Origin of the sequence: Streptomonospora nanhaiensis, from assembly GCF_026642255.1 — a bacterium.
Classification (GTDB): domain Bacteria; phylum Actinomycetota; class Actinomycetes; order Streptosporangiales; family Streptosporangiaceae; genus Nocardiopsis; species Nocardiopsis tropica.
Map to the genome: position 1 here is coordinate 3,970,131 of NZ_CP113264.1, position 12,894 is coordinate 3,983,024.

11 protein-coding genes are annotated in these 12,894 nt (G+C 73.0%); 7 read left to right on the forward strand and 4 right to left on the reverse strand.

What is annotated here, in order from left to right:
* Window positions 1-8: 8 nt before the first annotated feature.
* The 3 genes from OUQ99_RS17260 to OUQ99_RS17270 form a co-directional block, all read right to left on the reverse strand.
* Window positions 9-3,629 carry a DNA/RNA non-specific endonuclease gene (locus tag OUQ99_RS17260; RefSeq protein ID WP_267944789.1) on the reverse strand — a complete coding sequence of 1,207 codons (3,621 nt, stop codon included), beginning with the start codon at window positions 3,627-3,629 and terminating at the stop codon, window positions 9-11.
* Window positions 3,630-3,852: 223 nt separating this feature from the next.
* Window positions 3,853-4,374 (reverse strand): hypothetical protein, encoded by a 522-nt coding sequence (locus OUQ99_RS17265; protein ID WP_267944790.1) that lies wholly within the window; start codon window positions 4,372-4,374, stop codon window positions 3,853-3,855.
* Window positions 4,375-4,431: 57 nt separating this feature from the next.
* On the reverse strand, window positions 4,432-4,806 hold the full coding sequence (locus OUQ99_RS17270) for a DUF6507 family protein (RefSeq protein WP_267944791.1): 375 nt from the start codon (window positions 4,804-4,806) through the stop codon (window positions 4,432-4,434).
* 504 nt (window positions 4,807-5,310) lie between these two features.
* On the opposite strand from OUQ99_RS17270, the gene OUQ99_RS17275 reads away from it, so the two are divergent.
* From OUQ99_RS17275 to OUQ99_RS17295, 5 genes are all read left to right on the forward strand, one after another.
* The gene (locus tag OUQ99_RS17275) at window positions 5,311-6,828 is read left to right on the forward strand and encodes a DUF6177 family protein (protein WP_267944792.1); all 1,518 of its coding nucleotides are present in this window, start codon (window positions 5,311-5,313) and stop codon (window positions 6,826-6,828) included.
* Window positions 6,829-7,085: 257 nt separating this feature from the next.
* Window positions 7,086-7,553 (forward strand): hypothetical protein, encoded by a 468-nt coding sequence (locus OUQ99_RS17280; protein WP_267944793.1) that lies wholly within the window; start codon window positions 7,086-7,088, stop codon window positions 7,551-7,553.
* Window positions 7,554-8,171: 618 nt separating this feature from the next.
* Window positions 8,172-8,867: a TetR/AcrR family transcriptional regulator gene (locus OUQ99_RS17285; protein ID WP_267944794.1), complete on the forward strand. Its 696-nt coding sequence runs from the start codon at window positions 8,172-8,174 to the stop codon at window positions 8,865-8,867.
* A 331-nt stretch (window positions 8,868-9,198) separates the two neighbouring features.
* Complete coding sequence (locus tag OUQ99_RS17290) at window positions 9,199-9,933, forward strand: SDR family NAD(P)-dependent oxidoreductase (RefSeq protein WP_267944795.1); 735 nt, start codon at window positions 9,199-9,201, stop codon at window positions 9,931-9,933.
* Between the two features lie 11 nt (window positions 9,934-9,944).
* The gene (locus OUQ99_RS17295) at window positions 9,945-10,175 is read left to right on the forward strand and encodes a hypothetical protein (RefSeq protein ID WP_267944796.1); all 231 of its coding nucleotides are present in this window, start codon (window positions 9,945-9,947) and stop codon (window positions 10,173-10,175) included.
* A 147-nt stretch (window positions 10,176-10,322) separates the two neighbouring features.
* Here the strand turns inward: OUQ99_RS17295 and OUQ99_RS17300 are convergent, their stop codons facing one another.
* Window positions 10,323-10,793: a MarR family winged helix-turn-helix transcriptional regulator gene (locus OUQ99_RS17300; RefSeq protein WP_267944797.1), complete on the reverse strand. Its 471-nt coding sequence runs from the start codon at window positions 10,791-10,793 to the stop codon at window positions 10,323-10,325.
* Window positions 10,794-10,912: 119 nt separating this feature from the next.
* Here OUQ99_RS17300 and OUQ99_RS17305 point away from each other — a divergent pair, with 119 nt between their 5' ends.
* Both OUQ99_RS17305 and OUQ99_RS17310 read left to right on the forward strand, forming a co-directional pair.
* Window positions 10,913-11,791 carry a dioxygenase family protein gene (locus OUQ99_RS17305; protein WP_267944798.1) on the forward strand — a complete coding sequence of 293 codons (879 nt, stop codon included), beginning with the start codon at window positions 10,913-10,915 and terminating at the stop codon, window positions 11,789-11,791.
* 79 nt (window positions 11,792-11,870) lie between these two features.
* Window positions 11,871-12,806, forward strand: a complete 936-nt coding sequence (locus OUQ99_RS17310; protein WP_267944799.1) for an NADP-dependent oxidoreductase — start codon at window positions 11,871-11,873, stop codon at window positions 12,804-12,806.
* Window positions 12,807-12,894: the final 88 nt, after the last annotated feature.

Below are 12,894 nucleotides of genomic sequence, written 5' to 3' on the forward strand. Positions count from 1 at the left end.
TCCCTCCACTAATTCACCGGAGTCCGCGTGGGATGGTTGTCATATACCAACATCGCCTGGTCCTCGCCATTAAGCGACCAGTCTACCACGATTTCCCCAGGCGGGGCCCCCAGGGTATCCATTTCCGTAGGCCGGTCTCTGTCATACCGATCCGCATAGCTATTGAGGTTTTCCTGCCTCGCCTGGAATTTTTCCCGGTCGAAATCCGGAAGCGAGTCATCGTATTTGAGTTCCACCCGGAACGTGATCGAGGGATTGTCGCCGGCGAGGTCGCGCCAGTGGTCGATGAGCGCCGGCTTCCCGCCCGGCTGGCCCTCCGCGTACTCGGTGCTGTACGCCCGGCCCAGGCGCCCGTCATCCCCGGAGAGGATCCCGTTCCAGAGGTATTCGAGGCGCCCCCAGTTCTGGAGGAAGGTCGCACCCCCGCCGGTGTGGTTCAGGGATTTGAGCATGGGGATGATGTTGATGCGCTCCCCGGGGCCGGCGAAGAAGTTGCTCGCGACGACGTGCCCGCCCTGCCAGGTGGAGGTGTCGTAGACGTACTCCGCGTCGTCGCGCGCGTTGTACTCCTCGAAGTAGTTCCTGCCCTCGTGGCCGATGGCGGTCTGCTCGTTGTTGCGCGACTCCCTCCCCGGCCTGAGCTCGCCCTCGATGGAGACCGTCCTGGACCTGGCGTCGGTCTCGTAGACGAGCTGCCCGCCCGTCCTGGGGCTGTCGACGTAGTACGTGGCGTTCGGCCTGGGGTAGACGAGTTCGGGGTTGCCCTGGGTGTCCGTCCCGGCCCGGGTCTCGACGTGGGTGATCCTGCCGTCGGAGTCGGTGATGAAGACCCCCCGGCCCTCCACCCGGTAGAGGGTGTCGGGATCCAGGCGGACCTCGGCCCCGTTCGCCCCTGTCCCGAACCGCTGGTTCTCCCCGGGGAAACCCGGGTCCCCCGCGTCGAGCCTCTGGGTGTGCTCGAAGGAGGGCCGGTTCGCCGCGCCGTCGTAGGGGTTGCGGTCGCGCCACCAGTCCAGCGCCGAGTCGACGTACCCGTCCAGGTTGGACAGGTCGTCGGAGATCCGGAAGTCCGGGTCGGGTGAGGGGATGCCCCACTTCTCCCACAGGTTGAAGGCGTTGGGTCCGCCTTCCCGGGGCGCGATGTCGTGCGCGCCGTTCCGGTCCGGGTCCGGCGTGTAGGTGTCGTCGCTCCACAGCTGCGGATCGCGCGAACGGTAGGGGACGCCCTCGTCCATCAGCCGGGCCTCGACGTACTCGTGCATGACCAGACGGCGGAAGTGGGCCGCCTCCGAGGCGTCCAGGGTGCCCGCCTCGGCCTTGCGCCACAGGTCGGCGATGTGGTCCATGGGGGCGAACCGGCCGCTGCGCTGGGTCGTCCCGTCCGGCGGCACCGGGACGTCCGGGTGCTCGCGGAAGAACAGGTGCTGCTTGATCTCGTCGATGACGTCCGGGTCGAAGCCGGTGTTCTCGGAGATGCGGTCGACGTCGCCGTCGTCGGCGCGGATCTCGTTGTAGCGCTCCAGGGCCTCGGCGCTCTCCGGCACGTCGATGTACCGGTTGCCCTCGTCGTCGAAGTAGGTGCCGGTCTCGTCCCGGCGCCCCACCTCGATGTGGTCGCCCTGGCTGTCGAAGAAGCCCGGCCCCTCCTCCAGGTTGGCCGAGGGGTTGTTGTCGCCCTCGGACCCTCCGGCCCGCTGGACGTGCTCCGGGCGCTCCCCGTCCGGGCCGTCGGCGCCGTCGGTGCGGTCCGGGGCGAGGTCGCCGTCCGGGGTGAGGTCGCCGTCCGGACGCTCCGGCAGGCCGCCGCCGTCCGCGCCGTGGTGGCCGCGGTCCGACCCATCGGACCCGCCGTTGCCGCCCCGTCCCGACCCGGTGTCCGCGTCCACCACGGTCGTGCCGCCCCGCGGGCCGTCCAGCCCCGTGGCACCGTCCACGCTGTTGTCGAACGTGCCGTCGTCGCGGGCGTCGATCTCGTTGCCCGCGCTGTCGACCTCGACCCTCTCGTGGTCGGCCTCGAAGCGGTCCACAGGCGTGTCGTCGAGCGCGGCCGCGTCGTCGGGCACCTGGGAGGCGACCCAGCGGTTCTGCTCCCCGTCCAGCCCCTCCGCCAGGTCGCGGCGCGACTCCGGGTCCACGCCGTCCAGGAAGTCCGCGCCCGCGTCGAGCTGGTCGGCGGTCGGGTCGACGGTCTCCTCGGAGCCGGAGTCCCCGTTCCGGCGGTTGTCGTTCTCCGGCTCCGGATCCGTGTTCGTGTTCGTCGTCCCGCGCGGCACGGACCCCGTGTCCCCGGTGGGCTCGGCGTCGGACCCCGTGTCGCCGTCGGAGCCGTCGCCCGTGGTGCGCCGCCCGTCGCCGTCCGGGAGGTCCGGGGTGCCGGCGGCGTTGAGCCGCTCCAGCGCGTCGGTCATCCGCCCGAGGTCCGCGGGGCTGAGGTCCAGGTCGGCCAGGTCGCTCAGATCCACCGGGGTGATGGACCCGTCGCCGAACCGGGGCACCCGGGCCAGCACCGACGGGTCGATGCCTCCGGGGAACTCCGACAGGTCCGGCACGTCCGGGGTGCGGCTGCCGCCGACCGCGTTGACGATGTTGGCGCCGCGCCAGGCCATGAGCGGCACTCCCACGACCGCGCCGACACCGGTGGCGGTGAGCAGCGCGCCGCCCACCGTCGCGCCGATGTTGAGGGCCGCCGTGCCGATGACGTACCAGGGCCGCTCGCCCCACTCCTCCCACGGCACGACCGCGTGGGCCGCATCCTTCCAGGCGTTGCCCGCGGTCTCCCAGGAGAAGCCCCACTCGCCGTTCTCGTCCTTGCCGACGCCCACCAGCGCGCCCAGGCCCTCGACGGTGCCGCCCCAGTACTCCCAGAGGTTGTCGCCCCAGTTCCCGGCGAACCACCCGTCCGGGCCGTGCGCGCCGACCATCCCGCCGACGTCCTCGGCGATGCCCACGAAGAAGTCGCCGACGGCGTCGCCGACGTCGTTGTACCAGGCGTGGTCGGTCGTCTGCGGCGCCCCCCACTCCATGGCGATGCCCTCCAGGGGCGCGTCGAAGCCGTACACGAACTCGCCGTCGCCCGCCGTGACCGACCCGTCGGCCCTCTGGGCGATGAACGTGGTGCCGCCGAACAGCCCGGTGATGGCGTTGGCGCAGGTCCGCTCCGCCTCCTCGAACTCGTGCATCAGGCCCGCGGCCCGGTCGAGGAGGTCGTTGTGCTTGGTGACGTTCTCGCTCTCCTCCTTCCACCAGAGGAAGCCGCTGCCCTCGTCCCAGTCCTCCTTGCTCCCGTAGTCGATGCTGCTGAGGAACGCGTAGGAGTCGGTCTTGAGGGTGGCCCAGCGCGCCTTGATGTCGCGGACCTTCTCGGCGAAGTCGATGAGCGCCCCGGAGGCGCTGGACAGCGCGCCGGACACGTCCTCGGCGTCGCCGGTGAGCGGGTTGAGGACGGTGAAGAGGTCCTGGTCCTCGGGGGCGGTGTAGATGCCCTGCAGCCCGCCCCAGGCGCCGGTGATGTCGGCGGTGGTGTCGGTGAGGTCGGTGCCGTCGGTCTTCAGCTTCGCGGCCACGGCGTCGAGGGCGTACGTGAGGGTCTCGGGGACGGGAAAGCCGCTCGGATCGATCAGGTCGGACAAGGGGGACCACCGTTACCAGTGCCGGGGGAAGGTCGCGGGCGGTGCGGGGCCGCGGTGCTTCCCGGGTTCCGTACGTGTCTGCGCGGGGCGGATCCGCGTCCCGGGCCGAGGGGGGTCGGGCGGAGCGGGTCCGGGCGGCCGGTGGGGGCTGGCACCGGTGGGAGGGGGCGGGGGAAGGGTTCAGCGGCGGTGCCGTGCGCCGGGCGCACGGCACCGGGGAGGGTCAGGCGCCGGCGCCGTCGAGGGCGTCGAGCCCGGCCTCGGTCTCGGGGGCCCTGGGCTCGTCCCCGAGGTGGGTGGGGAGCGTGCCCCGGTACAGGCCCGCGGCGTCGATGTCGATCGTGCCGGTGGTCGACAGGGAGAAGCCGCCGCCGCGCTCGTACATGCGGATCAGCGGCTCGAAGGGGTCGGGCAGGTCGGGCAGGGACGCCCCGGCGTCGCGGGCCGCCGCCATGTGCAGCGCCCACACGCAGCTCTTGCCCACCGTCGGGTACTGCGCGATGATCACCGGGCTCCCCAGCACGCCTTCGACCACCTCGTCGGCGGCGCGCACGCCCGGCGCCGCGAACTCCGCGATGTCGTAGAACGGCCACCCCTTGGCGCCCAGGGCACGCGTCCACACGGCCGAGCGGCGCAGGTACTCGCGCATCAGCGCGACCCGCGACCGCGTGTGCTCCAGGTCGCCGTCCCAGTCGATCGCGTGGATGCGGACGGCGAGGTCGCTGACCGCGGTGGTGGTGCTCATCGTGATCCCTTCACGTCGGGGGCGTCGGGGCGGCCGTCGGCCGCCGGGGAGGCGGCGTCAGACGGCCTGGTTGGGGCCGTTCGAGGGGGGCGGCGGGGGCGGGGGCGGGATCACTCCCGCGTTGGCCTGGGCCTCCTCCGCCATCTCGAGGTTGCCGTTCATGTAGTGGGTGGTGGCCTCGCTGGCGCCGGTGACGGCGGCCATGGTCAGGCCCGCGATGTCGCCCATGATCCCGAAGTAGTGCTCGGCGAACTCGCCCAGGGCCATGCCGATGATGCCGCTCTTGGCGTACTCGCCGCTGTCCACCAGGTGTTCCTCGACGTTCTCCATGACGCCGACCAGGCCCTCGCCGCTGCCCTCCTCGCCGAGGTGGCCGGCGACGGCCTGGAGGACGCCGCCCACGGCCGCGGGCTGGATGTTCCACTGCGACACGGACTGCTCCTTTCGCGTGTGCGCCGGTCGGCGTGCGGCCGGCGCGGTCCGGACCCGTCGGTCCCGGGGTGCGGGTCGTTCCGGAAGGGTGCGGGCGGGGGGGCGGCGCGCGGGTCAGGCGTCGCGGGAGGAAAAGGCTACCGGTCGGACGTCGCCCGGGGCCACGGCCCCGGCGGCCGGCGGGGCCGGCTCCCGGGACGCGGACACAGGTGTGACGTCCCCTCCGCGTTGAAGGTTTCACCGTCTTCGGACCAAAGGAAACCACCCGTGCGCGAGGGTTTCGGAGGCGCCCGCGACCTGCGGCGGCGCGGACCGGGGTGTCACCCGCCCCCTCCGGCACCGGGCGCCGCGGAGGTCCGTCCGGAGCGGGTTCGGCGACGCCCCCGCCGCCGGAGGCGTCGCCGCGGCCGCTCCGGGAACACATGGACGTGAACCTTCCGGACATCCCGCGTATCCCACCCGGCACCACTCCGCCGTCCGCCCCCCTGTGTTGAGGAGTCCCCCTTGAGCCACGACGCGGTCGCCCTGCTGGCCGACGCCCCCGACCGCCGCGCCCTCATCGACGCGCTCGCCGCAGCCGGGCGCGACCTGCGGGTGCGCCTGGTCGCCGACGGAGCCCTGGTGGAGCTCGTCGACGAGGGCGGCCGGGTGGTCGCCGCCATGCAGGCCGCCCAGAAGCTGGCCCTGTCCGCCGAGGCCGAGCGCCTGCTCGCCGACGGCATCGCCGACGACCTGCCCGCCCAGCCGTACTGGGTGGAGGCCCGCGGCGCGGACCTCCCCGGCGCCGACACCGCCGGGGTGGTCGGCCGCTTCGCCCGCCGCCTCGCCGAGCGCCTGGGCGGCTCGGTGTGGGAGCCCGCCCCCGGGCTGGACCGGCGCGATCCGTTCCTGGAGGGCGCCACCGGCCACCCCGCGGTCACCGCCCTCACCGAGCAGGCCGCCGTCGTGGTGCAGGACCGCCCCCTGGTCCCGCTCTCCCCCTGGATCGTGGACGTCCTGGCCCGCCACGGCCGCAGGGGCCTGCGCCTCCAGGTCGTCACCCCCTCGACCTCGCGCATCACCCACGCCCTGCACTCCTTCCTGATGTCCCCCGCCGCCCGCTGGGTGGTCCAGGCCCCCGGGGGCTCCTACTACGACGGCTTCTCCGGCGTTCGGCTGCGCTGGGACGAGCGCGAGGCCTTCACCGTGGACGGGGACGCCCGGGCCGACGGCCCGCCGGAGGCGTTCCGCGCCGACGACGCCGACCGCGGCTGCCAACTGCACGTGGACCTCAACGTGGAGCACCCCGCCGACAACGGCCTGGTCCTGGGCCGCTCCGTGGAACTGCTCGCCGAGCGCCTGGGCGGCGGCCCGCCCGCCGTGTGGGGCACGGCGGAGCCCCTCCCCCAGGAGTGGAGGCGGGCCGTGTTCACCCGGACCGTGCGCAACCGCGCCCCCGGCCGGACCTGGGCGGCGTTCTCCGGCCCGCCCGAGGGCGCGCGCGAGGACGGCGTGCGCCCGTTCGCGGGCACGGTGCGGGTGAGCCGCACCTCGTTCGGGGTGCGCGAGGCGATCACGTTCGCCGTCGGGTACCCCGAGGGCGCCGAACCCGACCTGTCGGTGCTGCCCTCGCTGGTCGGGGAGCTGACCGAGCGGGACGTGCTGCGGACCATGACGGTGCGCCGGGTGGGCGGCCGCGCCGATCTCACCTACGCGCCCCACTGGGCGGGTCTGCCTCTGCCGGTGGGCATGGCCCTGGGCCAGGAGGCGGTGGCCGTCATCGGCACCGGTCGGGCGCTGGGCGCCCCCGTGCGCCCGCTGCCGTTCGGGCCGCCGCTGACCCCCGCGTTCTGGTACCAGGTGGGTACCGGGGTGGAGCACGACTCCTGGGTGCGGTTCCGGGGGCTGATGGCCCACCTGCACCCCGAGGGCCGCCCCGGCGCCCCCGGGGACGCCCCCGGCCCCGGACGGGCGACCGATCACGGGGACGCGCCCGCCGACAGCGCCCCCTCCCCCGGCGACGCTCCCGCGGCGGCTCCGTGAGCCACCGCGTCCTGCCGCGCCGAGACGCCCGCCGCGCCCGTGGTCGGCGGGGTTCCCGCGGGCCTGTCGGCGCTGCCGGCGGCCACCGATCGCACGGGGAGGGTCATCGGCTGCGCCCTGACCATCCCGCCGGGCCGAACGACCGCTCGGCGCATGAGGCGTTGGAGCTCGGCCGGGGAGAGCGCCCGAGTACGTGACGGCCGACGGCGCCGCCGTCGAGTTCCGACACGATGACACATCTGAGCAGGAGCGATGCGATGCGTGCAACCGATGCCCCCGACGGGTCCGTGACCCTGGGCATGTCGCAGGCCGAGGCGACGGTTCTACACGAGCTGATCGCCTTTGCAGAGTTCGCGTACGACCTGAGCTCGATCGAATCGGCGAGACCGGTCGAGCAGAAGGTGCTGTCCGACGTACAGCAGGCGCTCGCGCCGCTCATCCTCCCGGAACTCGGCGCTCACGGCTACGACGCCGTGATGAACCGCGCTCGCGCCGCCATCGACCTCAGTTCCTTTCGGGCTCCCTGTCCACCCGGCGCAGAGGAAGAGGGTGCGATGGACAAGCGCGCGGTCTCCCACGCACTCGCCGCTGTGATCGCGGACGAGATCGAGGCGCAACTCGGGGTGCGCCGCCCGGTCGGTGAGATGCCCGCGCTGATCGCCGACGCGGTCTTGGACGCCTTCCGTGTCGAGCGCGTCGACCAGGCCGACCCGCCTGTCGGTTGACCCAGGACGCCGACTGGCGGGTGCTCATCCGGCTCGGCGACCCACCGGCCCCGGTCCCGGTCCCCGAACCCTTCGCTGACCCGCCGCTCCAGGCCAGGGACCGACGGACCGGCATGAACACGAACAACCGGGATGCGACCTGGCTGTTTCCCGGACGCAGGGCCGGACGCCCCCTGTATCCGCACAGTCCCGCCGAGCTGATCCGCGACATCGGTGTTCCCGGAACGGCGGTGCGCGCCTCCGCGCTGCGTCAACTCGTGCTCCAGGCCCCGCACCGGTCCTCGCCCAGGCGCTGGGGTTCCATTCCACGACCACCCCCCGGGCCGTTGCCCGGGCGGGCGGGACCTGGAGCCGCTACGCCTCCAGCGACCACACGCAGTGATCACGGCGGCCGGAGCCACGGAGAAAGCAGATCACTCGATCTACAACTCCTGACTGTCTCGACCCCCGGCATCGGCGGTCGCGACGCCGGCCTTCTGGCAGAGCGACGGGATCGGCGACCCGTCGGGCCCTCATCGCCAGGAAGAGGCCGATGTGCCGACCGGTCTTGCGGTCCAGCGTCTTCGACCACTGCGGCCGAGGGTCCTGTCATGCCCCAATCTCAACGCGATCCACGCGGTGGGCGTCGTCTTCGCTGTGCGCGCCGGGCACAAGCCGTCGGACGACGCGGAACCCCTCGTTGTGGCCCGCGTAGTCCAGAACCAGTACGCTGGGCGGATGGCGCGACCTCGGGAGTTCGACGAAAACCGCGTGCTTCTCGCTGTCCGCGACGAGTTCTGGGACAAGGGGTACGCGGCGACGTCGATGGACGACCTGCTGCGCGTGAGCGGGTTGGGCAAGGGCAGCCTCTACGGGGCGTTCGGGGATAAGAGAAGCTTGTTTCTCCGGGTGCTGCGGGAGTACGACGACGCGAACCTGCTGGCACTGCGCGAGCGTCTGGCTTCTGCCGCCAAGGGGGTCGACGTGGTGCGCGAGTTCGTCCTCGGCCTGACCGGTGACCCGACCGGGGCGGCTGCGCGCCGGGGCTGCCTGCTGGCCAACAGCAACGCCGAGCTTGCCGCTAGCACCCCGGACGTCGCTGCCGAGGCCCGCCGCAGCTACGACGCGATCACCGCCGTCCTCACCACGGCGCTGGAGCGCGCCCGGAGCGAAGGCGACCTCGATCCCGGCGCCGATCCTTCCGAGACCGCCCGTGCGGCCCTTGTCGCGCAGCTCGGTCTCATCGCGCTCGGGCGCACCGGCATGGATATCGACGCGCTGAGCACGACCGCTCACTCCACCCTGGCACGACTACTGCCCGCCCCAGCGCAGTAACAGCGCCCTACCGACCGGCCCGTACCGCCGCAGTCCGCGGCCGGCCTGGCACCCTGCGGCGCGCCCTCGAGCTGCGCGCCGCTGTTTCCGGGGGGAACGCGGTCCGCCTGCAGGCCCTCTGTGTGCTGCCGGCTGCCGGTCGGCCCGATCCGCGACCGACGACTTGGGCCGCCCCGGGTGGCCGATCCGCCCCTGCGATGCCGCCGCCGGTGACGGGGTGGGCCCGAGACGCGGAGCCCCGATGTTTCGACACGAGCCACATCTTGACCGATCGGTCCATAACAGGGGTATGGTTATTGACGCACCAGTCCACAATGAAGAGGAGGGCGGCATGGCCGTCTTGGAAGGTAAGATCGCCGTCGTTACCGGGGCCGGCACCGGCATCGGGTTTGCGACCGCTCGCGCATTCCGCGACGCGGGCGCCACGGTGTTCATCACCGGTCGCCGCAAGCACGTGCTCGACGCCGCGGTCGCCGAGCTCGGCGACCGCGTGACCGGCGTCGTCTGCGACGTCTCGGTGCCCTCCGAGCTCGACGCGTTCTACAGCACCGTGCGGGACCAGGCCGGACGCGTCGACGTGCTGGTCGCCAACGCCGGCATCGGCATCGCGGCTCCGTTCGGCGAGGTGACCGAAGAGCTGATCGACTCGGTGTTCGCCACCAACGTCAAGGGAACGATCCTCACGCTCCAGCAGGCGCTACCGCTGCTCAGCAAGAACGCTTCGGTGATCCTGACGGGCTCGACCGCCTCGACCCGACCCGACCAGGGACTTGAGGTCTACGCGGCGTCGAAGGCCGCAGTTCGCACCCTCGCTCGCGGTTGGGCCCTCAGCGCGCGCACACACGGCTTCCGTGTCAACGTCGTATCCCCCGGCGGTACACGCACCGAAGGCCTGCTGGAGCTCGTCCCACCCGAGGCGCTCAAGCAGGCCGAAGCCACTGTCCCCCTCGGCCGGCTCGCCGAGCCCGAGGAGATCGCCGCCCTGACGACGTTCCTCGCCTCGGACGCGTCGAGCTACATCAACGGCGCCGAGTTCCACGCCGACGGTGGATACGCCCAGGTGTAAGGGGTCCACACGTGCGGGCCAGGGCCTCGGCCCTGGCCCGCACTTCCTCGGCGTCCCGGGCGAGGTGGCAGGAGGACTCGGCGCCGACGAGCCGGTTCAGCGGCGTGGCCCGGCGCTGGAGGTGGTCCGAACGGCTGCCGGCGGTGGAGCCGGGGGCGTTGTTCAGCGTGTGCGCCCTGCTGGTCGCCGAGGCGTGCAGCACCGGCCTTCCCCCGTGGTCGAACCCGGGACGAGCCCCCTGACGCCGGGCCGCCTGCAGCAGGTCGACCGCGCCTCTATGTGCGCCGAGCCCCTACGCGCGGCCGAAGCCCACCTCGCAGCGCCCCCCACCCCGTCACCGGCGTCGCGGGGGCGGGGCCGACGGGAACCCCCGTCCGGGAAGGGCGCGCTCAGCCCCCTTCGGTCTCCTGGCGCACGGTGGCGGCGATGCGGGTGAGCGCGGTCCCGAGGTGGCGGCGCTGAGCGGCGGTGAGCGGGTCGAACACGAGCCGCTTCACCTGCGCGACGTGTTCCGGCGCGCTCTCGACGAGCTTCTGCCGACCGGCGCCGGTCAGGGTGGCGAGGGTGTACCGGCCGTCGCCGGGGTCGGGTCGGCGGACGACCCAGTCACGGGCCTCGAAACGGTCCATCACCTTCGACAGGCGGGGCTGGGTACTGTCGCAGAGCCGGGCCAGCTCGCTGAGCCGCATCGTGGCCTCGTCGGCCGTGGACAGCCGGGCCAGGACCCCGTACTCGAAGTTGGAGATGCCCGCCTCCCGCTGCAGCTGGCGGTCGAGGGCCGCTGGTAGGGCGATGACGACCGTGAGCAGCGCCTGCCACAGGTCCTGTTGGTCGTCGTCGAGCCAGGGTTGGGTGTCCATGAGCCCCATCATACTTGCCTGGGCAACTCGCATCACTTGCGCAGGCAACCCTCGACGGGCTACGTTTCACTTGCCTGGGAAAGTAAAAACACTTTCCTGAGCAAGTGAAGGAGTTGATTTTGACCACCACGAGCAGCCTGAACCCCTCTGTACCGCCGCGCGCACCGGCCGCGGCGTACGACGACCTCCTCGCCCGGGTCCTGCCACAGGCGCGCGGACAGCGGGTGTGGACCCCCTCCGACGGACCCATGCCCAGCCTCTTCGTCAGCCACGGCGCCCCGTTCACCCTCGACGACCCGCAGTGGCTCGACGACCTCTTCGGCTGGGCCCGGTCGATGCCCAAACCCCGGGCCGTCGTCGTGGTATCGGCCCACTGGGAACAGGCGCCGGCCGCGATATCGGGAGCCGCGGCCGGCGTCCCGCTCCACTACGACTTCAGCGGCTTCCACCCCCGCTACAAGACCCTTCCCTACGCGACCCCGGACGCCACCGACCTGGCGCGGCGGCTCACCGGCCTGCTGGGCCCGACACCGGTGCACGAGTTCGCCGACCGCGGCCTCGACCACGGCGCCTTCATCCCGCTCATGGCCATGTACCCCGCCGCCGACGTCCCGGTCGTGCAGTTGTCGATGCCCGGCCTGGACCCCGGCGCCCTGCTCGACCTCGGCACACGCCTGCGGCCCCTGCGCGAGGAAGGCGTCCTCGTTCTCGGCTCGGGCTTCATGACGCACAGTTTCGCCGTCTTCCGCCGGCCCGAGCTCGCCGCCGCCACCGCGGCCTTCGACGCATGGGCCGTCGACGCCCTCGCCCGGGGCGACGCCGATGCCCTCGCCGACTACCGCGACAAGGCGCCCGGCGCCGCGATCGCCCATCCGACGGCCGACCACTTCGTCCCGCTGCTGCTGACCGTCGGCGCCGCCGACGACCCCGGCAGCGCCGTGAGCGCGATCGACCGCATGGTGATGGGCAACTCCACCCGGTCGGTTCAGCTGGTCTGAGCGCCTCGACGTGCTTCACCTTCGCGCCCGATCGCCCGTCCTGGGGCGACGGCACCACCACACCCCGGAGGAAAGTGTTATGAAGGCAATCCGTTTCCACGAGTTCGGCAGCAGCGACGTCCTGCGCCACGAGGAGGTCGACCGTCCGGTCCCCGGCGCCGGCCAGGTGCTGGTGCGGGTGGCGGCCACCTCGTTCAACCCGGTCGACGACCACATCCGCGCCGGCGTCCTGGCCGAGATGCTCCCGATCACCCTCCCCTACGTGCCGGGGATCGACCTGGCGGGCACCGTCGCCGAACTCGGCGCGGGCGTGACGGGCCCGGCCGTCGGCGACCGGGTCGTGGCGATGCTGCCCCTGGACTCCGCCGGCGGGGCCGCCGAGTACGCACTCGTACCGGCGGAGTCCCTGGCCCCGGCACCCCGGACGATCGAGCTGGTCGACGCCGCGGCACTGCCGCTGACCGGCCTGGCGGCCTGGCAGACGGCCTTCGAGCTCGCCGAGCTGAAGCCCGGACAGAGCATCCTGGTCAACGGGGCGGGGGGCGCTGTGGGCAGCCTCGTGGTGCAGCTCGCCGTCGACGCGGGGGCGCACGTGACCGCGGTGGACGCGCCGCAGCACGCCGACCGCCTTCGGGGCTACGGCGCGGACCGGGTCGTCGGCCCCCTCGACCTCGCCGCGGGCCCGGCCGCCGTGGGCGGTCCGTTCCAGGTCGTGGTGAACCACGTGCGCGTCTCCCCGGAGGAGCTCGCGCGGCTGGCGGACTACGTCGCCGACGGCGGGGTCGCCGCCAGCACGGCCGGCCCGGTCCCCGAGGTCCCCGACCGGAAGGTGCGCACCGCGAGCCTGTGGGTCCGCAGCGACGGCGCACAGCTGGCCGCCCTCGTCGCCAGGATGGACGCCGGAAAGCTCCGGCTCCACGTCGCCGACCGCCGCCCGATGGCCGAGCTGGCCGCCGTGCACGGGGACGCCGCCTCCGGGCGGCTGCCCGGCAAGACCGTCGTGCTCGCCCGCTGACCACGCCCCGAGCGGGTCTTGAGGACGCCGACCGCCCCCGCACCAGTCCTGTGACGGTGCGGGGGCGGCGCCCGGTACGCCGCCCGCA